The organism is Janthinobacterium sp. MP5059B, assembly GCF_001758645.1.
Taxonomy (GTDB): domain Bacteria; phylum Pseudomonadota; class Gammaproteobacteria; order Burkholderiales; family Burkholderiaceae_D; genus Janthinobacterium; species Janthinobacterium lividum.
Genome location: NZ_LRHX01000016.1, coordinates 968,739 through 990,523 on the forward strand (window position 1 = coordinate 968,739; position 21,785 = coordinate 990,523).

The following is a 21,785-nucleotide window of genomic DNA, read 5'->3' on the forward strand; positions in this document are numbered from 1 at the left end:
ATATTCTAAAATAGCCGAATTGACACAGCGACAAGCTGCATTGTCGCCGCTCCCCCACACCGCCCACCACGAGAACACGCCATGACCTCTCCCCTGTTCGACTCCGTTCCCGGCTTTGACCAGCCCATCGCCGTGCTCAAGCATTGCCACGACAAGATCCGCAAGCAGTTGACGACCTTGCAAAACCTGCTGGGCCACCTGGGACAGAATGGCAACACGCCGGAAGCGCAGCAGGCGGCCAAGGCCGTGTTGCAATACTTTAATAAAGCCGCCCATCTGCACCATGACGATGAAGAGCAGGACTTGATGCCCATGCTGCAGGCGACGGCCACGGGCGAGGACGCCGCCTTGCTGGCGACCCTGGTGCCGGAAATCCTGGCCGACCACCAGCGCATGGACCAGGCCTGGCTGACCCTGCGCCCGGAACTGGACGCCATCGCGGCCGGCACGGACTCGCAGTTGTCGCATGATGGCGTGCGCGACTATGCCGCCGCCTACCAGGCCCACATGGCCAAGGAAGAGGGACAACTGGCGCCCATGGCCAAGCGCCTGTTCAGCGCGCAACAGATGGAACAGCTGGGCACGGCCATGCAGCGCCGCCGCGGCATCGCGCCCGATGCGCCAGAAGCCGCCGAAGTGCCGGACGCGGCTGCCGTGCTGGCGGCCATGCGCACCGATTACGTCCAGTCCAGTCTGAGCGAGACGGATGTACTGGCCGATCCCATCGCCCAGTTCCAGAAATGGTTTGCCGAGGCTGTCAACGCGCAGGTGATGGAGCCGAACGCCATGGACTTGTCCACCGTCACTCCTGATGGCAAGCCCAGCTCGCGCATCGTACTGATCAAGCAGTTCGATGAACGGGGCTTTACCTGGTACACGAATTACCACAGCGACAAGGGCCAGCAGCTCGAGCACAATCCAAACGCCGCCCTGCTGTTCTTCTGGCGCGAGCTGGAGCGGCAAGTGCGCATCGAGGGCACGGTGGTGAAGACCACGGCGGCCGAGAGCGACGAGTATTTCAATGTACGTCCCGTGCAAAGCCGGCTGTCGGCGATTGCCTCACAGCAAAGTACACCGATCGCCAGCCGCGCCGAGCTGGAAAGCCATTACGCGGCCGTGGCCGCCGCCATCGGCGACGCGCAGCCGCCGCGTCCGGCCCATTGGGGAGGCTACCGCTTGCAGCCGGAACGCATCGAGTTCTGGCAGGGACGCCGTTCGCGCTTCCACGACCGCATCGTGTTTACGCGCGGTGCTGATGGGCAATGGAGCATGCAGCGCTTGCAACCCTGAGCAGGATAAGCAAGGCGGCGCAAAGCAAGCTGGTCAATATAGGTGTAGGCTATGAGGGTAGAAGTTACTAAATGACATTGTTTCTCAATTTGCGGCCCCAGCTGGGGTTGCTGCATTGGAGGCCATTTTGTTTGTACAAAACCAACTCAAGTCCTGGATCGCCAGCATCCGCAGCAAGACCGCCTTGCCGCTACGCATAGAATTGTGGAATGGCCAGCATGTCGACCTGTCCAGCGAAGCGCCCAGAGTCACCATCCGCCTGCCGACCGTCGCCTCGGCCCGCTATCTGCTGAACCCGTCGCTGGCCAACCTGGGCTCGGCCTACGTGGAAGGCAATATCGAGGTCAAGGGCACGGCGATGGACATGATTTCCATCTGCAATGCCCTGGCCCGCAATACCTTGAAGCCGGAAGGCAAGCTGGCGCGCATCGTGCGCAGCTTTACGCACGACAAGAGCAAGGATGCCGAAGCCATCCGCTACCACTACGACGTGTCGAACGCGTTCTACGAACAGTTTCTCGACCCCGCCCTCGTGTATTCCTGCGCCTATTTCGAACACGGCGATGAAACCCTGGCGCAGGCGCAAGTCAAGAAGATCGACCATATCCTGAAAAAAATCCAGTTGCAGCCGGGCCAGACCCTGCTCGACATCGGCTGCGGTTGGGGTGCCCTCGTCATTCGTGCCGCACAACAATATGGCACCCGCTGCGTGGGCGTGACCCTGTCGGAAAACCAGTACGCGCTGGCGCGCGAGCGCGTGGCGGCGGCCGGCCTGGCCCACCTGATCGACATCCGCCTGCAGGATTACCGCGACGTGACGGGCCAGTTCGACCGCATCACCAGCGTGGGCATGTTCGAGCACGTGGGCCTGAAACACTTACCCGACTACTTTTCCATCATCAACAAGCTGCTCGCACCCGATGGCATGGCGATGAACCACGGCATCACCTCGACCGATCCTGACAATGGCGAAACGCCGTATGGCGGCGGGGAATTCATCGAAAAATATGTGTTTCCGCACGGCGAGCTGGCGCACATCGGCAATGTGCTCAAGACCATGCAGCAAGGGGGACTGGAAGTGCTGGACGTGGAAAACCTGCGGCGCCACTATGCGCGCACCTGCGCCCTGTGGACGGAGAATTTTGAAGCCCACGCCGAGCAGATACGCCCGCTGGCGGGCGAACGGCGCTTCCGCATCTGGCACGTCTACCTGGCTGGCTGTGCCTATGCTTTCGAGCAAGATTTGATCAGCTTGTACCAGATCGTCTGCGTCAAGGCGGGCCGGCGCTCTTCCACCCTGCCCTGGTCGCGCAACTATATGTATGCGCAGGACGCCAAGCCGGCGCCCGTGCTCGCCAGCTGACAGGCACGCTGGGCATCACTTCAGGCGCCCCGCGTACATGGCGCGGAATTTCTCCACCTTGGGCACGACGACCAGGGCGCAATAACCCTGCAAGGGATGCTGCTCGACATAATTCTGGTGGTAATCCTCAGCCGTATAAAAGGTGGCTGCCGGCGCCAGCTGCGTGACGATGGGTGCATCCCACACGCCGGCCATTTCGGCCAGTACCTTGCGCGCCACGCTTTCCTGCCCTGCCGATTGGTAATGGATGACGGAACGGTATTGCGTACCGACATCGTTGCCCTGCCGATTCAGGGTGGTGGGATCGTGCAGCGTAAAAAAGATCTCCAGCAAGTCGTGGTAACTGATGACGGCAGGATCGAATTCCAGCCGCACCACTTCCGCGTGGCCCGTGTCGCCCGTGCATATCTGTTCATACGTGGGGTTGGGCACGCTGCCGCCCGTGTAGCCGGACTCGACGCGCGTCACGCCGCGCACTTCCGCATACACGGCAGCGAGGCACCAAAAACAGCCACCGCCCAATACCGCCACATCCGTCTGCTCATTCATGATGCCCTCCTGCAACGCCTCTGCGACGTATCATTTCACCACTGTAACGTAAAGCGCCATGGCCTGCAGCGTCGCTTGAAACGGCGCGTGAAACACCGCACATAGGGGCATGCTGGCCACGATTGCGCTGGCGCGGCCGATTTTTGGCATAATGTCAGCAAATAGACAGGTCACCCATGAACACACGCTCTCCCCGCGCGCCAGCGCAAGAATTCGATACGACACATTTCCGTCAGGCACTGTCGCAGTTTGCCACCGGCGTGACGGTCATTACGACGCGCCTGGCCGACGGCAGTTTCCGTGGCTTGACGGCCAGTTCCTTCAATTCCGTCTCGCTGTCGCCGCCCCTGGTGCTATGGAGCCTCGGTTCCGTGGCGAACAGCATGCCCATTTTCAGCGGCAACTCGCACTACGTCATCAATGTGCTGGGCGCCGACCAGGCGGAACTGGCGCAGCGCTTTTCACGCCGCACGCCCAATCCCTTCGACGACGTGGAATATGAACTGTCGCGCACGGGCCAGCCCATCCTCAAAGGCGCATCGGCCTGGTTCGAATGCCACAACCGCAGCCGCTACCCGGAAGGCGACCACGTCATTTTCGTGGGCGAAGTGGAACAATGCGCTTTTGCCGCGCAGCCGCCCTTGATCTTCCACAATGGAAAGTTCAATACACCGCCAGCCTGAGCGGGACAAAAAAAAATCCGCCGAGGCGGATTTTTTGTTTTACAGGGTAAAGTTATACCCGATGCTGACACTCACGGCAACCGGGTCGAGCTTGATATCCTGCGTCTGCCCCGTCGAGAATTTCGCCCTGGTTTTCAGGTAGGTCTTGACCACGGCCACGTCGGCAAACCAGCGCTCATTGATGGCCAAGGTGCTGCCGACCACCAGACTGCCAGCCAGCTTGTTGTCCATGCGGTAGGTCACTGGTTTTCCACCCGGATCCAGCAAGGCCGTCATCTGGCCCGAGCCTTTTTCCTTCTGGAAATATGCATACGTCAAGCCCGCGCCCACGTAAGGGCGGATCATCGCATTCGGCTGGAAGAAACGGTACTGGATGAAAGCCGTCGGCGGCAAGGCTTCCGCCGTCCCCAGCTTGCCCGTGCCCTTGATGGAACCGTCACCGATCAAGTCATGCTTGTACGGCACGCCCAGGATCATTTCAGCGGAAACATTGTCCGTGATCATGTAGGCAAAGGTCAGGATGGGCTTGGTATCCGACTTGACGTCGGCCTTGGTGCCCGGCAGTGCCGGCGCGGAAATGTCGCCACTGTCCACGTGCGGCGTGATCTTGTTGAGGCCAGCCTTGGCCATCCAGGTGCCTGCGCTTTGCGCCGAAGCGCCCGTCGCCATGGCCATCGCGGCTGCCGCGGCCAGCACGCGTACAGCGGTATTCAAACGATTCTTCATCTTGTCTCCTGATTCAATATGTGCGAAGTGTTCCGCTTTCGAGTCTTGTCGCTGCCGGCACCGGCCGCGCCTCCCAGGCACGGCCGGTGCGGCCATCCCTTACAGCCAGCCCCGCACGACCATGTCCTTGGCCACATAACGGGCCAGCAACAGGTTATTGAACGGTGTAGGATGCACATCGTCGGCATACGAGTAGTGGCTGACGTCGCCCGCTTTCAGGTTCGAGCCATTGCACACGAGCGAGCTGCCCAGTATGTTTTTCGCTGGCGTCAGGTCGCACGCCGTTTCCGTGACATTGGTCAAGCCATACGGGCCAGGATTGACGCCCTGGTCATGGCTGACGGCAAACACGTCGACCAGCAAGACTTTCGCATTGCCGTTCAAGCCGGCGCTCAGCTCGCCATTGAAGGCGCTGACCATGGCATTGATGAGCGCCTTGGTGTTGGCATCCTTGCTCAAGCCCGATGGCGTACCGGCCACGTCCGGCAGGTTATTGACCACCACATAGTTGGCGCCCTTGGCGATGACCTGGTCCTTGACCAGCGCCACCAGTTCGGTACCCGCTTGTTTCATGGCGGCAACCAGCAAAGGCCCCTGAGCCGCAGCGTAATCGGCACCGGCCTTGGCGCCGGCGGCGTTGCCCGTCACTGTCGCATCGGCTTGCGCCTTGGCAACCAGCGGACCATATACGGCAGGCGAAGCGACGGCCGTATTACCGGCAATGACAGCAGCTTGCACGGCGGCACCAACGATGGTCGCCGACGTGGCGCCAGGCGCCGCGCTGGCCGTCTTGACGGCGGCGCCGATGGCAGCCGCTGCCGTGGCAGGGTTGGTGGCGCCGGCCGCCAGGGCCATGGTCAGGTTGGTGGCGAAGGCCTGGGCGCCAGCGGCCGCGCCAGCAGCCTGGCCAGCGGCAGTCGCGCCCGTTTGCAATGCGCCCAGCTGATACAGCACGTCATTGCCGCCTGCCATCACGAAAACGGCTTCCGTGCCGCTGAACTTGCCGCCGGAAACTGCCAGGTGGTTCGCGATCTGCGTCACCACGGGCACGGTCAGGGCGCCCAGCGGACTGCCCGTGGCCTTGTTATTCGGGCCAACCGGATTGGTGACGCGCGAACCGCCCATGGCGTAGCCGAAGCAGCCGGCATGCTTGACGCGCGCAACGGCCAAGCCCTGCGCCGCATTGCCTTCCAACCCAGTCTCGGCAGCACATGGCGCGGCCAGGCCGAATTGCGCGGCCAGGTGCTCGGTCCAGTTCTTGCCCGTCAGTTCAGGATTGATCTTGGTATTGTCGCCATTGATGGTGAACTTGCCACCACCGAGCTTGGCCACGGTACCGACGGCATACGAGCCGACATCGGACAGGCTGTCGCCGAACGACACCTGCGCCGTGTATTTGACTTTCAAGGTTTGATCACCGCCACTGGCGCCGCCGCAACCTGCCAGGACAGCCGCAGCCAGCACGGCCAGCGCGAATTTTGTTTGATGCATTTTGTCTCCTCGGTCTTTTTTCTGGTTTCTAAACGAACGGGCGTGCTATTCGCTACCCAACTAATATGCCATCGTTCCTCAGGCTTGTATAGAAAATATGTTTTAAAAATCAACGGAATAACAACACCGCCGGTGCCCTGTCACAACCGGGCGATCCGCTGAATTATGGAGGATTTACTATGTTTCGTGGCAAGCATCTCTATTGCGCTGCATCAAGAAAAAGCCCCTTGCGGGGCTTTTTATGATGGGGACAGGAATTGCTGCAAGATACCACTTGAGCCGAACGCGGCACGCCGCAAGCGGTCATTCACGCCCAGCCACGCGGGGCCAGTGGGCGGTGCTTCAACGAGTATCAGCTCGGCGCCGACCTGGTCCATCGTGCGCAGCGAGGCATACAGCGCATGTGCGTAATTTTCCGGGGTCGCCGCCAGGCGCACGCTGGCGCTGGCTGGCGGCAGATCCGAGTAGTGGATCAGGGCCACGCGGCGCCCGTCATTGAGCAGGCGGTTCAGGGTGGCGCCCACGTCGTCGCTGTGTTGCATCGCAACAGGCGTGTGCGGCGCGTAGTGCGATTCCAGGGTGCCCGAGGCGCGCGGCGCGGCTGCGTCCGCCACGGCCGGTGCGCGGCCAATGACGGCAGCGATCTGCTCGCTGCTGATATGGCCGGGACGCAACAGCACGGGACCGTGCGTGGCCAGGCGCGACAGGTCGACGATGGTCGACTCGATGCCCACGTCGCTCTGCCCGCCATCGAGGACCAGGCCCAGCAAGCCGCTATCGAGTTCCGCCGCGAATTCATCGCGCACATGCTGCGCCGTGGTCGGGCTGACATTGCCGAACTTGTTCGCCGACGGTGCCGCCAGGCCGCCGTTGCCGCCCTTGAAGGTGCGTAGCAATGCGATAGCCACCGGATGCGACGGGCAGCGCAAGCCCACCGTATCCTGGCCGCCGGAAACGGCGTCGGGAATATGCGCGGCGCGCTTGACGATCAGGGTCAGCGGACCAGGCCAGAAGGCAGCCACCAGTTGCTGCGCTTCCACGGGAATGTCGTCGGACCAGTGCGCCAGGTCGGCGCCGGGCGCCACGTGCACGATCACGGGGTGGTCCGATGGACGGCCCTTGGCTTCATAGATGCGCGCCACGGCGGCCGGGTTTTCCGCATCGGCGCCCAGGCCATACACCGTTTCCGTCGGGAAAGCGACGAGGCCGCCCGCCTCCAGCACGGCAGAAGCCGCTGCCAGGTCTTGTGCGGGCACGCTCACGGCGCGATTCCCAGGATCAGGCAAGCGTCATGCAGGCGCTGCTGCGCTTGCGGCAAGGTGGCGGCGATCAGGGTCAGATGGCCCATCTTGCGGCCACGGCGCGGGTCATCCTTGCCATACAGGTGCAAACAGGCGCCCGGCAGCGCCAGCACCTGGTCCCACGCCGGCTCGCAGGCGACATCGCTGCCGTCGGCAAACCAGGCGTCGCCGAGGATGTTGAGCATCACGGCCGGCGAATGCTGGCGCACGTCGCCCAGCGGCAGACGCGCCATGGCCCGCACCTGCTGCGCGAACTGGCTGGTGACGCAAGCGTCCATCGTGTAGTGTCCGCTGTTGTGGGGACGCGGCGCCATTTCATTGACTACCAGGCTGCCATCTTCCAGCACGAAAAATTCGATGCACAGCACGCCGACATAACCGAGTTCGGCAACCATGGCTTGTGCCGCCCGCTGCGCCTTGGCGGCGCAGTCGTCCGACACGTTCGGACCCGGCACGGTGGTGGTAAACAGCACGCCGTCGCGGTGCACGTTTTCGGCGATCGGATACACGACCGATTCGCCGTCCACGCCGCGCGCCGTCAGCACGGACACTTCATATGCCAGCGGCAGCATCTTTTCCAGCAGGCAAGTTACTTGTCCCATTTCCGCGAAGGCGGCGCGCACATCGTCGCGCGTGCGCACACGGAACTGGCCCTTGCCGTCATAGCCCATGCGCACGGTTTTCAAGATGCCCGGCAGCAAGTCGTCGTCGATGGCATCGATGTCGTCCTGCGTGGCGATGACCATGTGCGGCGCCGGCAGCACGCCCGACTTGCCCGCACAGTCGACAAAGAAACGTTTTTCCGCGATGCGGTCCTGCGCCACCGACACGCCGTGGGCATCCGGCGCCACGAAGACGTGGTTGGCCAGGCGCGACAGGCTGTCGGCCGGCACGTTTTCGAATTCCGTGGTGACGGCCAGGCATTGTGCCGCCAGGGCGTCGAGACCCGCCACATCGTCATAACCGGCATTGACGAGGCGCTGCGCCACCTGCCCCGCAGGGCAGGCATCGGACGGTTCCAGCACAGCTACCTGGTAGCCCATGCTCTGGGCGGCCTGGGCAAACATGCGGCCGAGCTGGCCGCCGCCCATCACGCCCAGCCACGCCGGTGGATGAGCGGCGGGCAGCAATGGGGAAGTCGATTTACTATTCATTATTTTTCAAACACATTATTCAGGCAAGACCATGGCCTTGGCGGCGGCCGTTTGCGTGGTGCGGAAGGCTTCCAGGCGCTCGGCCAGGGCGTCGTCATTGGCCGCAAGCATCGCCACCGCCGTCAGCGCCGCATTTGCCGCGCCAGCTTCGCCGATGGCGAAGGTGGCGACCGGCACGCCCTTGGGCATTTGCAGGATGGACAGCATGGAATCTTCGCCACGCAAGTATTTCGATGGCACGGGCACGCCCAGTACCGGGACGATGGTCATCGCGGCCACCATGCCAGGCAGGTGGGCCGCGCCGCCGGCGCCGGCGATGATGGCGCGCAAGCCGCGCGCGCGCGCGCTTTTCGCGTACGCATACATTTCGTCGGGCATGCGGTGCGCGGAAATGACTTGCGCTTCGTACGGCACGCCAAACTGTTTCAGCATGGCAACCGCGTTCTGCATCACGTCCCAGTCCGAGGACGAACCCATGATGACGCCGACCAGCGGCTTATTTTGCTCGCTCATCTCAGGCCTTCAGCTTCTCGCCCGTCAGGCGTTCGATGGCTTCGAAATACTTGGCCTGGGTTTTTTCGATGACGTCGGCCGGCAGGGCTGGCGCCGGTGCGGTCTTGCCCCAGGTCAGGGTTTCCAGGTAGTCGCGCACGAATTGCTTGTCGAACGACGGTGGCGAAATGCCAGGCTGATACGAATCGGCAGGCCAGAAGCGCGACGAATCGGCCGTCAGCACTTCATCCATCAGATGCATGACGCCATTGTCGTCCAGGCCGAATTCAAACTTGGTGTCGGCGATGATGATGCCGCGCGTGGCAGCGTATTCAGCGGCCGTCTTGTACAGGGCAATGGCGACGTCGCGCATCTTGGCGGCCAGGTCGGCGCCGATGCGCTCTTCCATTTCAGCAAAGCTGATGTTTTCATCATGCTCGCCCAGTTCGGCCTTCGCCGCCGGGGTGAAGATCGGTTCCGGCAGTTTTTCCGCTTGCTGCAGTCCGGCTGGCAAGGCGATGCCGCAGATGCTGCCCGTGTCCTGGTAATCTTTCCAGCCCGAACCGATGATGTAGCCGCGCACGACTGCCTCGACCATGATCGGTTTCAAGCGCTTGGCCACCACGGCGCGGCCCTTGACTTGCTCCACTTCCTCGGGCGCCACCACGGATTCCGGCGCCACGCCGGTCAGGTGGTTCGGCACGATATGGCCCAGTTTCTCGAACCAGAAGTCGCTCATCTGGTTGAGAACCTTGCCCTTGCCGGGGATAGGCTCGTTCATGACGACATCGAAGGCCGACAGGCGGTCCGTGGTGACGATCAAGATCTTGTCGTCGCCAACGGCGTAGTTGTCGCGGACCTTGCCGTGGCCCAGCAATGGCAGGGAGTGGATGGAAGTCTGATAGAGGCTGTTCATAGCGGGGGAATAGTTGGATGAAACGAAACCGGCAGGCAGGGGGTGCCCGCCGGTCGAGAAAATCGGGCACGGAGCATTGCATCCGGCCCGTTCCAGACAGAATTTTACTTCACAATTTGCGACAGCTCGCCGGCCTTGTAGCGCTCGGCCATTTTTTCCATCGTGATGACCTTGATTTTCGACGCCTGGCCTTCGCAGCCGAAAGCCTGCATGCGCGCGCGCACGATTTGCTCGGCGGCGGTGCGGGCTGGCTTCAGGAAGTCGCGCGGGTCGAATTTCGACGGGTTCTCGAACAGGTACTTGCGGATCGCGGCCGTCATCGCCAGGCGGATGTCGGTGTCGATGTTGATCTTGCGCACGCCGTGACGGATGCCTTCCTGGATTTCCTCGACTGGCACGCCGTAGGTTTCCTTCATGTCGCCGCCGAATTCGCGGATGATGGCCAGCAATTCCTGCGGCACCGACGACGAGCCGTGCATCACCAGATGGGTGTTCGGGATGCGCGCGTGGATTTCCTTGATGCGGTCGATGGCCAGGATGTCGCCCGTTGGCTTGCGCGTGAATTTGTAGGCGCCATGCGAGGTGCCGATGGCGATCGCCAGGGCGTCGCACTGGGTGCGCTGCACGAAGTCGGCCGCTTGCGCCACGTCCGTCAGAAGTTGCTCGCGGGTCATGGTGCCGTCGGCGCCGTGGCCGTCTTCCTTGTCGCCCTTCATGGTTTCCAGCGAACCGAGCACGCCCAGTTCCGCTTCCACCGTCACGCCGATGGCGTGCGAGAATTTCACCACTTCACGCGACACTTCCACGTTGTATTCGTACGATGCGACCGATTTTCCGTCCGCTTCCAGCGAACCGTCCATCATGACGGACGTGAAGCCCGAACGGATGGCGGCCATGCAGACGGCCGGCGACTGGCCGTGATCCTGGTGCATGACGACGGGAATGTGCGGATACGCTTCGACGGCGGCGTCGATCAGGTGGCGCAGGAACGCTTCACCGGCGTACTTGCGCGCGCCGGCGGACGCCTGCATGATCACCGGGCTGTTGAGCGCATCGGCGGCAGCCATGATGGCTTGCACTTGCTCCAGGTTGTTGACGTTGAAAGCAGGAATGCCATAACCGTTTTCGGCGGCATGGTCCAGCAGTTGACGCATGGATACGAGAGACATGGTAATACTCCAGATAACAATAGAAACCGTTGCGGCGCTTCGCGGTGGTCAATAACCGCGCCGGCGCCTGAATTCTTGGGTCTTATTCAAATTCGCCCACTGTTACAATCTTCAAGGCATTCGTGCCGCCCACCTGGCCCATCGGCTCACCCCAGGTGACGACGATCATGTCGCCCTTGCGGACGATGCCCTGCGCCACCAGCAGCTCTTCCGCCTGCTTCAGCACTTGCGCGCTGGGGGCGTTCTGCATCAGATGATACGCCCGAACATTGCGGTACAGCGCAGCTTTGCGCAAAGTCGTCACGCTGGGCGTGAGCGCATAGATCGGCGTATCGATACTGTGGCGGCTCATCCACAAGGCGGTGGAACCCGATTCCGTCAGCGCCACGATGGCTTTCACGCGCAAATGGTGGGCCGTAAACAGCGCGCCATACGCGATCGACTGGTCGATGCGGGTAAATGTGACGTTGAGGAAATCGGCATCGAGCTTGTTGTATTCGGACTGCTCCGCTTCCACGCAGATGGCGGCCATCATTTCCACCGTCTCGATCGGGTACTTGCCCGAGGCCGTCTCGGCCGACGTCATGACGGCGTCCGTGCCGTCGAGCACGGCATTGGCCACGTCGGACACTTCCGCGCGCGTCGGCACGGCGTTGACGATCATCGATTCCATCATCTGCGTGGCCGTGATGGCCAGCTTGTTCGACGCGCGCGCCATCTTGATCATGCGTTTCTGCAAGGCCGGCACGGCCGCATTGCCCACTTCCACAGCCAGGTCGCCCCGCGCCACCATGATGCCGTCGGACGCATCGAGAATCTCTTGCAGCGCGGGAATGGCTTCCGCGCGCTCGATCTTGGCGATCATCATCGGCTTGTGGTGGTACGGTTCGCCGGCGATATTGGCCAGCTGGCGCGCCATTTCCATGTCGGTCGCGCATTTCGGGAAGGAAATGGCCAGATAGTCGGCCTGGAAACTCATGGCCGTCTTGATATCTTCCATATCCTTGGCCGTCAGCGCGGGCGCGGACAGGCCGCCGCCCTGGCGGTTGATGCCCTTGTTGTTCGACAACTCGCCGCCGATCTTGACGGTGGTGTGGATTTCGCTGCCGTGGATGCGCTCGACGATCAGCACGATGAGGCCGTCGTTCAGCAGCAGCACGTCGCCCTTGTGCAAATCGCGCGGCAGGGCCTTGTAGTCGAGGCCGACGCGCTCCTGGTTGCCCAGTTCGCCGTTTTCGCCCCACTTGGCGTCGAGGATGAAGCGCTCGCCCGCTTCGAGCTGGATGCGCGTGTTTTCAAACTTGCCGACGCGAATCTTCGGCCCTTGCATGTCGGCCATGATGGCCACTTCGCGCCCGCACTCGGCCGCCGCCAGACGCACCAGCGCCGCGCGGTCGATATGGTCTTGCGCCTTGCCATGGGAAAAATTCAAGCGCACCACGTCGACACCCGCACGTATCATCTTCACCAGGATATCGAAGTCGGTGGAGGCAGGGCCGATTGTTGCTACGATTTTTGTACCGCGTGGCATAGGAGTCCTTGTGCGCGAGCGAAGGTGAGCAAGGCCGGCTCGATGCTGCATCCGGCAAGGTAAAAGCGCAGCGGTCAGGCTGCGCTTGGTATTGCACTACAGTCAGGCTTTATCAACCAGCACGTTGCATGAGAATTTCTACTGCGGGCAAAGTCTTGCCTTCCAGGAACTCCAGGAAAGCGCCGCCGCCCGTCGAGATATAGCTGATTTTATCGGTAATGTCGTATTTGGCAATCGCCGCCAGGGTGTCGCCACCGCCAGCGATGGAGAATGCTTTCGAATCGGCAATGGCCAGGGCCAGGGTCTTGGTGCCGTTGCCGAACTGGTCGAATTCGAACACGCCGACCGGGCCGTTCCAGACGATGGTGCCGGCGGCGGCGATCTGCTGTGCCAGCAGGGCCGCCGTTTTCGGGCCGATATCGAGGATCATGTCGTCGTCCGCCACGTCGGCCACGTCCTTGACGGTGGCAACGGCCACAGGCGAGAATTCCTTGGCGCACACGACATCGACAGGAATCGGCACTTGCGCGCCGCGCTTGGCCATGATCTCGATGATGGCCTTGGCTTCCTCGACGAGTTCCGCTTCCACCAGCGACTTGCCGACGTTCAAGCCGACGGCTTTCATGAAGGTGTTGGCGATGCCGCCGCCGACGATCAGGTTATCGACCTTGTCGGACAGGGCTTTCAAGATGGTCAGCTTGCTCGATACTTTCGAACCAGCAACAATGGCCAGCAGCGGGCGGGCGGGCGCGTGCAAAGCTTTCCCCAACGCATCCAGCTCGGCGGCCAGCAGCGGGCCGGCGCAAGCGACGGGCGCGAACTTGGCGATGCCGTGCGTGGACGCTTCCGCGCGGTGGGCCGTGCCGAACGCATCGTTGACGTAGATATCGCACAATGTCGCCATTTTTTGCGCCAGCTCATCGCTGTTTTTCTTTTCGCCCTTGTTGACGCGCACGTTTTCCAGCAGGACGACCTGGCCGGCAGCCAGGGATTCCAGGCCGGCACCGTCGACCCAATTTTGCTTCAATGCAACTTCCTGGCCCAGCAGCTCGGACAAGCGGGCGGCCACGGGCGCCAGGCTGTCGGCCGGCTTGAACTCGCCTTCCGTCGGACGGCCCAGGTGCGACGTCACCATGACGGCGGCGCCAGCGTCCAGCGCGGCGCGGATGGCCGGCACCGAGGCGCGGATGCGCGTATCTTCGGTGATCTTGCCACTGTCATCTTGCGGGACGTTCAGGTCGGCGCGGATAAACACGCGCTTGCCTTGCAGTGCATTTTGGGCGATCAAATCTTGCAGACGAATGAAGTTGAGAACAGCTGACATGGCGATCCAGATGACGAGTGGAAGGAAGTGCGCTATTTTACCGCAATGCCCAGCGCAAATCCCCGATTTGTCCTGCTTTACTGAAAAACGTGCAACAGTCGCAAGCCCGTGAAAACCAGCATGCCAAACACGATGGTTTGCAGCATATTGCGGCGGATCACAAAAAAGAGCGTGGCGGCAATACCGGATAACAGTTTCAAATTGGACAATTCAAGGTGCACTTGCTGACCCTCCATCAGCATGTCGGGCGCGATGATGGCCGCCAGCGCGCAGGCCGGCGCATAGCGCAGCATCTCGCCCACGCGGCGCGGAATGGTGATGTGATGGCCGATCAGCCAAAAGGTGCTGCGCGTGGCGGCTGTCGCCACTACCAGCACGGCGATGGCGATCCACACGTCGGCCCTGCCCCAGTCTATGCCGTCAAACATGGCGTTTTGTCCATTTTTCCGTCAACTCTTCCACGGCCATGGCGCTGACCATGCCCACCACCACGGCCACCAGCAAGCCCAGCTTATACGGCAGACTGAAGGCCAGCACGGCGACCGTGCCCGCCACCAGCACGCCGCACAGGGCGGCGCGGCTGAGGATCAGCGGCACCGTCACGCACAGGATCGCCAGGGTGCCGGCAAAGCCCAGCCCCCATTCGGCCGGCACGACGGCGCCCAGCACGATGCCGATGAAGGAACCGATTTGCCAGGCCAGCCAGTTGGGATAGATCAAGCCTTTCAGGAAAGGCAGCTTGGCCGGGTCCGGCGTTTCATGGGGGTAGCGCTGCAGGAACAGGCCCACGGTGATGTCGCCCGCCACATAGCCGAGCGCAAAGCGCTGGCGCCACGGCAGATGCGAAAAATGGGGCGCCAGCAGCACGGAAAAGATGACAAAACGCAAATTGACGACGAGGGCCGTGGCAAAGATCACCCACACGGGCGCCTGCGCGGCCAGCAGCGGCAAGGATGCGAGCTGGGCCGAACCGGCAAAGACAAACAGGGTCATGGCCCCCGCCTGCGCGACAGTCAGGCCGCTTTTCACCATGGCCACGCCCACCACCATGCCCCAGGCGGCGATGCCCAACAGGGTGGGCGCACCCAGGTTCAGCCCGGCGCGCCAGGCGTCTTTCAGCAGGGCATCGTCGCTGGCGGCCGGGACGGCGTTCACGCGATGCTCCTGCAGGCGTATTGTGGTAACTGCACAACAATGGTGCGCGGAGAAAGACTCCGCAACGGCGATACCGGCAAGGCAAATCCAGTCAGTGTGGCGCTGCAGCTGCCATATTTCCGTAAAAACCCGCGCCGCAGCCGAAGATGATCGAGCCGCCATTTTAGCCATGATTTTTGCTGTCTGCCTGAATCCGTTAAAATCGTGGTTTTGGCAGCAGCCGACTTCCTTCCATACAGCCTCACGGAGCATGACAAGATGACAAAAACCACCCAGCCAGCGGTCGAACTCGACAGTAAAGACCTGCCAGCCCACTGCCCTAACCCGGCCATGCCGCTGTGGTCGTCGCATCCGCGTGTGTTCCTGGAATTCAACAAGGACGGTATCGCCAAGTGCCCTTACTGCGGCACGGCCTACACTCTGAAGGAAGGCGCCAGCGCCGGCCATCATTAAACTGCCCAGCGGCGCGCCCCCAGCGCGCCGTTTTCATTTACACAGCTAGCTGTACCGATCAAGCCGGAGTCGTCATGAAACGTCTGAAAGAACTCAATGGCAGCGCCGCCGAAGTCGAAGCAGCGTTCTACGATGCCTTGCACCGCGCCGACCTCGAAGCGCTGATGGCGCTATGGGCCGACGATGAAGAGATCGTCTGCATCCACCCGGGCGGCGCGCGCCTGATCGGCCACGCCGCCATCCGCGCCTCTTGGGAAACCATTTTGGCCGGCGGCGGCCTGCACATCGTGCCGGCGCAGCTGCATGAAACGCACAATCTGATGAGTTCAGTGCACACGGTGATCGAAGGCGTCACCCAGGAAGAAGGCGGTCCGGCGCATCTGCTGGCCACGAATGTGTATGTAAAAACGCCGCGCGGCTGGCGCATCGTGCTGCATCACGCCTCCATCGCCCCCGGCGGCGCACCGGCCGACGCCGCGGGGACGCAGATCCTGCACTGATGTCTTTGCCTCTTATCTACAACGCCCCCTACACCGCCCCGCTCTGGCTGCCTGGCGGCCACGCGCAGACGATTTATCCTGCCGTGTGCCTCGCCAAGCCGGCCGTGGCCTTCCGCCGTGAACGCTGGCAAGCGCCCGATGGCGACTTCGTCGACGTCGACCTGGTCGATGGCCAGCCGGGCCAGCCCTTCGTGGTGCTGTTCCACGGCCTGGAAGGCTCGTCGAACAGCCATTACGCGCGCGCTCTGATGGCCGAGGTGGCGGCGCGCGGCTGGTCGGGCGCCGTGCCGCATTTTCGCGGCTGCTCAGGCGAAGCGAACCTGGCGCCACGCTTCTACCATTCGGGCGACGCGCAGGAAGTGGACTGGGTCGTGCGCACGCTGCGCCCGCGCGCCACGGGAAAATTTTACGCGGCCGGCGTGTCGCTGGGCGGCAATGCTCTGCTGTGCTGGCTGGGCCAGTCGCAGCACCAGGCCGATTTCATCGATGCGGCGGCGGCCGTGTCCGCCCCGCTGGACCTGGCGCAAGGGGGCAAGGCCCTGTCCTCCGGCGCCAACCGGCTCTACACGCGCATGTTCCTGAACACGCTCAAGCCGAAATGCCTGGCTAAGCTGGAACAGTTTCCCGGCCTGTTCGCGCGCGACGCCATGCTGGCCGCGCGCGACTTGCACGCCTTCGACAATGTCGTCACGGCGCCCCTGCACGGCTACCGCGACGCCGACGATTACTGGCACCGCGCCAGCGCCAAGCACGTCTTGCACGACATCACCGTGCCGACCCTGGTACTGAATGCGCAAAATGACCCCTTCCTGCCCGGGCGCTTCTTGCCGCGCAGCGCCGCGCCGCAGGTCACGCTCGAATATCCGCGCCACGGCGGCCACGTCGGATTTGCCGCTGGCAAGTTGCCGGGAAGCACACGCTGGCTGCCGCAACGCCTGATCCATTTTTTTGAAGGCGGCAACACGGCGCCATCGGCGCCGCAAACCTGTCACGCTGACGGCACGCGCACTCACACGGAAAACGCTACACATGGATGAACTCGTCAAGCAGGCCCTGGCCAAATGGCCGAACGTGCCCCACTGCTACGGATGGCTGGGCCTGGACGCGCGCGGCCACTGGCGCATGCGCGACCAGCATGCGCAACAGCAACAACTGCCAGGCGACAAGATCGCCCACGTGGCCCTGCTGGGATTTATCAACCGCAATTACGATCATGACGAACGCGGTTGCTGGTTTTTCCAGAACGGCCCGCAGCGCGTGTATCTGAATCTGGAAGCGACGCCGTATATCGCCCGCAGCGACCCGCAGCACGGTTTTGTCTTGCAGACGGGTGCGCCGCTGGAACAGATCGAGCAAGTGTATTGGTGCGATAACGGCGCGCTGATCCTGCGCCACGGCGACATCGTCGCGCAGGTCGATGACCGCGACATGGCCCAGGTGCTGCCTACGCTGCGCCTCGACGGGCAAGCGGTGGGCGACGAAGCGCTGCTGGCCTGGCTGGAAGATGCGCAAGGCAATTTGATGTTATTGCATAACGGCAAGGAGATTGCCGTGCAGCCGCTGGCCTATGCCAGCGTACCGCAGACCTTCGGCTTCCAGCAGGCGCCGCAAGCCGAATAAGAGTCAGCCCTTCTGGTCCTTGATCTGTTCGCGGCGCTTTGCCTGCAATTCCCGCTCGCGCGCATCGATCACGGCCTGGTCATAAAAAGTCGCGTCCGTCGACTTGCGGGCGATCGTCAGCTGGTCCAGCGCGGCCATGGTGGCGCCCTGCAGCACGTAGGATTCGGCCAGCGCCATGTGCTGCAAGGTCATCTTGCCCTGGTCCGCATAGGCTTTCGCCAATAAATCGTAGAGTTCCGGCTCTTCCTTGTAGAGCTGCACCTGCTCGCGCAGATACAGGGTGGATTGCTCCAGCTTGCCGGCAGCCATCAGCGCTTCCGCATACTGGTGGGCAATGCCGCGCGAGAGGGGGAACTGCTGGCGCGCAGCGTCCGCCGCCTTCAGGGCCTGTTGCGCCACTTCCTTCTTTTGCGCCGGCATCAACAGCACTTCCAGCGCCATCGCCGCCAGCAGGGAATTGGGATCCTGCGTGCCGCCCGAGGTAAACACGTTCGGCCCGGCCGGCTGGTGCAGGGCGGCATTGGCCGCATCGAGTTCCTTTTGCGCCTCCGCCGGCTTGCCCTGCTTGACGGCAACAAAGGACAAGCCATAGTGGGCGGCCGTCACCTGGAAGCGGCTTTGCTGTTCCAGCTGCGTCTTGAAGACGGCCTTGGCGTTCAACAGGCCTTGCACGCTTTCATCCTGCAGCACGCGGGCGCGGGCCCGGGCCAGGTGAAAACTCAGGCTGTCCGCGCGTTGCTTGTAGGGCTGCTCGCGGATGCGCGCCTGGATGTCGGCGATGCGCTCCGTCGTCAGCGGGTGGGTCTGCAGGTAGGCGGGCATCAGGTCGCTGTACGAACGGCTGGCCGCCTGCATGCGGCCGAAGAAGGCCACCATGCCGGTGGTATCGAAACCGGCCTCGCCCATGATCTGGAAGCCGATGCGGTCCGCCTCGCGTTCGGCGTCGCGGCCAAAATTGAGCTGGCGCTGGATGGCCAGGCCCTGGCCGGCGGCAAACACGCCCATCGCCACGTCGCCGCCTGCCCGTGAAGCGAGCGCCGCCAGCAACATGGCCGCCAGCGGCATCAGGGCATCCTGGCGCTGCTGGCCCAGCATGCGCGCGATATGGCGCTGCGCCACATGGCCGATCTCGTGCGACAGCACGGACGCCAGTTCCGCCTCCGTTTGCGCCGCCAGCACCAGGGCCGAGTGCACGCCGATGAAGCCGCCCGGCAAGGCAAACGCGTTCAGCTGAGGGTCGCGCACGGCAAAGAAGAAATAGTCGTAATTCGTTTCGCCGCGCACGCTGGGGCGCGCCGCCACGAGCGCGTTGCCGAAGGTATTCAGGTATTCCAGCAAGGGCGCGTCGTCGAGGTAGTCGCGGTCGCCGCGGATGCCCCGCATGATTTCCTCGCCGATCTTGCGCTCCATCGCCGGCGACAGGTCTTCGCGCGACGTGTCGCCCAGATTCGGCAAGTTCGGCGCCGGCGGCACGGCCAGCGGCGTCCAGCTGCTGGCCGGCTTGGCGGACACGCTGGCAGCCGGCGCCGCTGGCGCGGAGGTATAGGTTTGCGCCAGCGTACAGGGCGCAGCGCAGCAGAGGATGGCCAGCACCGATGCGCGCCGTGAGCCGCGCAGCCATGCCGCAGCGGCGTTTTCAAGGACGATCGGAAGGGAAGTTTTTGAATTCACGGGTGCTATCATACCTTGTTCGCGGCACCCATTCCCACGCACCAAGCATGCGCCATGCCAGTGGCATGAAGTCGTGGTCCGGCGTGCCGCGCCCCCACCCCTCACCTATTTTGACGCCATGACAACAGCAGACAAGCAAGCCCCCGCCGGGGAACTGACCCATTTCGACGCCACGGGCCAGGCCCATATGGTGGACGTGGGCAGCAAGGAAGACACGCGCCGCAGCGCCGTGGCCGCCGGTACCATCCGCATGCAGCCCGCCACCCTGGCATTGATTATTTCCGGCACCGCCAAGAAAGGCGACGTGCTGGGCATCGCCCGCATCGCCGCCATCATGGGCGCCAAGCGCACCAGCGACCTGATTCCCCTGTGCCACCCGCTGGCCCTGACGCGCGTCACCGTCGATTTTGAAGTGGACGAAGCGGCCAACAGCGTGCACTGCCGCGCCCAAGTCGACACGACGGGCAAGACGGGCGTGGAAATGGAAGCGCTCACTTCCGTGCAGATCGGTTTATTGACGATCTACGACATGTGCAAGGCCGTCGACCGGGGCATGGTCATGACGAATGTGCGCGTGCTGGAAAAGCATGGCGGCAAGTCGGGCGACTGGCACGCCGAGGTGTAATCACGCTGCCTGGCGCGCAAGATGGAGCTTGACGCGGCGCAGGTCGCGCAGCAGCCACACGGCACACGCTAGGCATAGCGCGATGACGGCCACGGACAGGGGCAAGTGGAACTGTTCCATCCCCGCCAGCGCAAAGCCGGCATGGATCAGACACGTTCCCACTCCCAGCGCGGCGCATACTGCCGCATAGCGGGACGCGTGTCTGGTGTTCAGCAACACATGCCGGTAACCGGCCAGCACCAGGGCAATCGCCGCCAGGTTAAACACCAGGAAACCCTGCACGCCGCCCGGCACATGAAACATCTCCCACTCTTTCCAGTAGGCCGCGTCGATTTGATGCAAGATCAGGAACAACATGGTCCAGAAGTAGCTGCGTTGCATAAGGTTTACGTTCGTCAATATTGACGCAATTGTAAAGCCTGAACCGCGCACCTGCACCTGCGCATGGCATTTTTCGATGCCAATATGAATTTCATTGATATAAATGCTTTTTCATCAAGAAATCATGCATACTGCGAGTCGTCCATATCCAGATGAGCATCGCATGACAAGCAACAAACCCACCGCAGAAACCAAGCTCCAGGACTTCGAATTCGAGGCCATGAATCTGCAGGTGGGGGGACGCATCCAGTTCATCACGCACCGCACCATCAAACCCATCCAGCATTTCTCGACCGTGATCGGCTATGTGAAAGACGAGTACCTGATCGTCAAGATTCCCATGGAAAACGGCGCGTCCATCGTCCTCAACGAGGGCGACAAGCTGACCATCCGCGTATTTTCCGGCGTCACCGTCTGTTCGTTTTCCTGCAGCGTGCTGCGCATCTTTGGCCGCCCCCTCAATTACGTCCACCTGAGTTTTCCCGACGCCATCCAGGGCACCAGCCTGCGCACGGCCATGCGCGTGAAAGTGGAAATTCCGGCGCAGCTCAGCTATCGCGACGTGGCGGCCGTGCCCGTGTTCATCGTCAACCTCAGCGTCTCGGGCGCGCTGATCGAGGCGCCCAGCATGCTCACGCCCGATGACGAGGGCGTGGCACTGAGCTTTACCCTGCTGGTGCAGCCGAACAAGCACCAGATGCGCGTCAACACGCGCGCCCGCATCCAGAACGTCAGCGTGGGCAAGCCGTCGAATGGCCATGCCGCCGGCGTGGCGGAAATCTATACGTATGGCGTGCAATTCATCGACCTGGAACCGACCCACTACACCCTGCTGCAAAACCTCACCTATGAAGCGCTGATTGCGGACCGGCAAAAAATCGTCTGACGCTGGCGCGGCAGGCGCCACTTACAGCGTCGGCGTCACCTCGGGAATGTTGTTTTTGGTAATCGCTTCCTTCGCTGCCGCATTCGTCACGGTGGTGCTATTGAACCAGGTCAGGCTGCTCGTGCCCGGCTTCATGGTCATCGTCACGGTTTGTCCACCGATACCCGTGCCCAGGTCGGACGCCAGGGTCAGCACGATATCGCCCTTGTCCACTGTGGCGCTGGCCACTTCGCGCGTGGCGCTGAACACGGGGATGGCGCTGGGCACGGCCTGGGTGGGGGTGCTGCAGGCGGTGGCCAGCCCGCCGTTTTCCTGCACGCACAGGGCCACGGCCGTTTTCAAGGGGGCAGCGGCCGCCAGCACATTGCTGACCTTGGCCCGCATCGTGTAGTCGCCATATTGGGGAATGGCCACGGCCGCCAGGATGCCGGCGATGGCCACCACGATCATCAGCTCTATCAGGGTAAATCCGCTTTGCGCGCGCATCGTATCCTCCCATTGTGCA

General features: G+C 62.6%; 24 protein-coding genes. 9 read left to right on the forward strand and 15 right to left on the reverse strand.

Features of this window, described 5'->3' with window-relative positions; genetic code table 11:
- Nucleotides 1-81: 81 nt before the first annotated feature.
- On the forward strand, nucleotides 82-1,290 hold the full coding sequence (gene pdxH, locus JAB1_RS28900) for a pyridoxamine 5'-phosphate oxidase (RefSeq protein ID WP_071653385.1): 1,209 nt from the start codon (nucleotides 82-84) through the stop codon (nucleotides 1,288-1,290).
- 127 nt (nucleotides 1,291-1,417) lie between these two features.
- A complete protein-coding gene (locus JAB1_RS21410; RefSeq protein WP_070281878.1) occupies nucleotides 1,418-2,653 on the forward strand; it encodes a cyclopropane-fatty-acyl-phospholipid synthase family protein in 1,236 nt (411 codons plus the stop codon).
- A 15-nt stretch (nucleotides 2,654-2,668) separates the two neighbouring features.
- Here the strand turns inward: JAB1_RS21410 and msrA are convergent, their stop codons facing one another.
- The gene (gene msrA / locus JAB1_RS21415) at nucleotides 2,669-3,202 is read right to left on the reverse strand and encodes a peptide-methionine (S)-S-oxide reductase MsrA (RefSeq protein WP_070281674.1); all 534 of its coding nucleotides are present in this window, start codon (nucleotides 3,200-3,202) and stop codon (nucleotides 2,669-2,671) included.
- 176 nt (nucleotides 3,203-3,378) lie between these two features.
- Between msrA and JAB1_RS21420 the strand changes: the two genes are divergently transcribed.
- Entirely contained in the window at nucleotides 3,379-3,885 is a 507-nt protein-coding gene (locus JAB1_RS21420; protein ID WP_034780584.1) for a flavin reductase family protein, read from the forward strand.
- A 39-nt stretch (nucleotides 3,886-3,924) separates the two neighbouring features.
- Here JAB1_RS21420 and JAB1_RS21425 read toward each other — a convergent pair whose 3' ends face one another.
- From JAB1_RS21425 to JAB1_RS21475, 11 genes are all read right to left on the reverse strand, one after another.
- Nucleotides 3,925-4,611 (reverse strand): OmpW family outer membrane protein, encoded by a 687-nt coding sequence (locus JAB1_RS21425; RefSeq protein ID WP_070281675.1) that lies wholly within the window; start codon nucleotides 4,609-4,611, stop codon nucleotides 3,925-3,927.
- A gap of 99 nt (nucleotides 4,612-4,710) precedes the next feature.
- Nucleotides 4,711-6,102 (reverse strand): SGNH/GDSL hydrolase family protein, encoded by a 1,392-nt coding sequence (locus tag JAB1_RS21430; RefSeq protein ID WP_070281676.1) that lies wholly within the window; start codon nucleotides 6,100-6,102, stop codon nucleotides 4,711-4,713.
- A 239-nt stretch (nucleotides 6,103-6,341) separates the two neighbouring features.
- The gene (locus JAB1_RS21435; RefSeq protein ID WP_070281677.1) at nucleotides 6,342-7,364 is read right to left on the reverse strand and encodes an L-threonylcarbamoyladenylate synthase; all 1,023 of its coding nucleotides are present in this window, start codon (nucleotides 7,362-7,364) and stop codon (nucleotides 6,342-6,344) included.
- Entirely contained in the window at nucleotides 7,361-8,557 is a 1,197-nt protein-coding gene (locus JAB1_RS21440; protein ID WP_070281678.1) for a 5-(carboxyamino)imidazole ribonucleotide synthase, read from the reverse strand. Before JAB1_RS21440 ends, JAB1_RS21435 begins: the two co-directional genes overlap by 4 nt.
- 15 nt (nucleotides 8,558-8,572) lie before the next feature.
- Nucleotides 8,573-9,070, reverse strand: coding sequence for a 5-(carboxyamino)imidazole ribonucleotide mutase (gene purE, locus JAB1_RS21445; protein WP_034780600.1), 498 nt, complete (start codon nucleotides 9,068-9,070; stop codon nucleotides 8,573-8,575).
- A 1-nt stretch (nucleotide 9,071) separates the two neighbouring features.
- Complete coding sequence (locus JAB1_RS21450) at nucleotides 9,072-9,965, reverse strand: phosphoribosylaminoimidazolesuccinocarboxamide synthase (RefSeq protein ID WP_034780603.1); 894 nt, start codon at nucleotides 9,963-9,965, stop codon at nucleotides 9,072-9,074.
- Nucleotides 9,966-10,069: 104 nt separating this feature from the next.
- Nucleotides 10,070-11,134: a class II fructose-bisphosphate aldolase gene (fba, locus tag JAB1_RS21455; protein WP_010401625.1), complete on the reverse strand. Its 1,065-nt coding sequence runs from the start codon at nucleotides 11,132-11,134 to the stop codon at nucleotides 10,070-10,072.
- Nucleotides 11,135-11,216: 82 nt separating this feature from the next.
- A complete protein-coding gene (pyk, locus tag JAB1_RS21460) occupies nucleotides 11,217-12,665 on the reverse strand; it encodes a pyruvate kinase (protein ID WP_034780607.1) in 1,449 nt (482 codons plus the stop codon).
- 112 nt (nucleotides 12,666-12,777) lie between these two features.
- Nucleotides 12,778-13,989 carry a phosphoglycerate kinase gene (locus JAB1_RS21465; RefSeq protein ID WP_070281679.1) on the reverse strand — a complete coding sequence of 404 codons (1,212 nt, stop codon included), beginning with the start codon at nucleotides 13,987-13,989 and terminating at the stop codon, nucleotides 12,778-12,780.
- Between the two features lie 77 nt (nucleotides 13,990-14,066).
- Nucleotides 14,067-14,417 (reverse strand): AzlD domain-containing protein, encoded by a 351-nt coding sequence (locus JAB1_RS21470; RefSeq protein ID WP_034780613.1) that lies wholly within the window; start codon nucleotides 14,415-14,417, stop codon nucleotides 14,067-14,069.
- Nucleotides 14,410-15,144, reverse strand: coding sequence for an AzlC family ABC transporter permease (locus JAB1_RS21475; RefSeq protein ID WP_034780616.1), 735 nt, complete (start codon nucleotides 15,142-15,144; stop codon nucleotides 14,410-14,412). Before JAB1_RS21475 ends, JAB1_RS21470 begins: the two co-directional genes overlap by 8 nt.
- 258 nt (nucleotides 15,145-15,402) lie before the next feature.
- On the opposite strand from JAB1_RS21475, the gene JAB1_RS21480 reads away from it, so the two are divergent.
- The 4 genes from JAB1_RS21480 (at nucleotide 15,403) to JAB1_RS21495 (ending at nucleotide 17,717) form a co-directional block, all read left to right on the forward strand.
- A complete protein-coding gene (locus JAB1_RS21480) occupies nucleotides 15,403-15,597 on the forward strand; it encodes a zinc-finger domain-containing protein (protein WP_034780619.1) in 195 nt (64 codons plus the stop codon).
- Nucleotides 15,598-15,671: 74 nt separating this feature from the next.
- Nucleotides 15,672-16,097 (forward strand): nuclear transport factor 2 family protein, encoded by a 426-nt coding sequence (locus JAB1_RS21485; protein ID WP_034746103.1) that lies wholly within the window; start codon nucleotides 15,672-15,674, stop codon nucleotides 16,095-16,097.
- A complete protein-coding gene (locus JAB1_RS21490) occupies nucleotides 16,097-17,134 on the forward strand; it encodes an alpha/beta fold hydrolase (protein ID WP_070281680.1) in 1,038 nt (345 codons plus the stop codon). Before JAB1_RS21485 ends, JAB1_RS21490 begins: the two co-directional genes overlap by 1 nt.
- Nucleotides 17,127-17,717, forward strand: coding sequence for a DUF2946 family protein (locus JAB1_RS21495; RefSeq protein WP_070281681.1), 591 nt, complete (start codon nucleotides 17,127-17,129; stop codon nucleotides 17,715-17,717). The genes JAB1_RS21490 and JAB1_RS21495 overlap by 8 nt, the downstream gene beginning before the upstream one ends.
- Before the next feature lie 3 nt (nucleotides 17,718-17,720).
- On the opposite strand, the gene JAB1_RS21500 is transcribed toward JAB1_RS21495, so the two are convergent.
- A complete protein-coding gene (locus tag JAB1_RS21500) occupies nucleotides 17,721-19,229 on the reverse strand; it encodes a M48 family metalloprotease (protein WP_254672206.1) in 1,509 nt (502 codons plus the stop codon).
- 277 nt (nucleotides 19,230-19,506) lie between these two features.
- Here JAB1_RS21500 and moaC point away from each other — a divergent pair, with 277 nt between their 5' ends.
- A complete protein-coding gene (gene moaC, locus JAB1_RS21505) occupies nucleotides 19,507-20,013 on the forward strand; it encodes a cyclic pyranopterin monophosphate synthase MoaC (RefSeq protein ID WP_070281683.1) in 507 nt (168 codons plus the stop codon).
- On the opposite strand, the gene JAB1_RS21510 is transcribed toward moaC, so the two are convergent.
- Entirely contained in the window at nucleotides 20,014-20,394 is a 381-nt protein-coding gene (locus JAB1_RS21510; protein ID WP_070281684.1) for a DUF6713 family protein, read from the reverse strand.
- Between the two features lie 163 nt (nucleotides 20,395-20,557).
- Between JAB1_RS21510 and JAB1_RS21515 the strand changes: the two genes are divergently transcribed.
- The gene (locus tag JAB1_RS21515) at nucleotides 20,558-21,280 is read left to right on the forward strand and encodes a flagellar brake protein (protein WP_070281685.1); all 723 of its coding nucleotides are present in this window, start codon (nucleotides 20,558-20,560) and stop codon (nucleotides 21,278-21,280) included.
- 21 nt (nucleotides 21,281-21,301) lie between these two features.
- Here JAB1_RS21515 and JAB1_RS21520 read toward each other — a convergent pair whose 3' ends face one another.
- Nucleotides 21,302-21,766, reverse strand: coding sequence for a pilin (locus JAB1_RS21520; protein WP_083299881.1), 465 nt, complete (start codon nucleotides 21,764-21,766; stop codon nucleotides 21,302-21,304).
- Nucleotides 21,767-21,785: the final 19 nt, after the last annotated feature.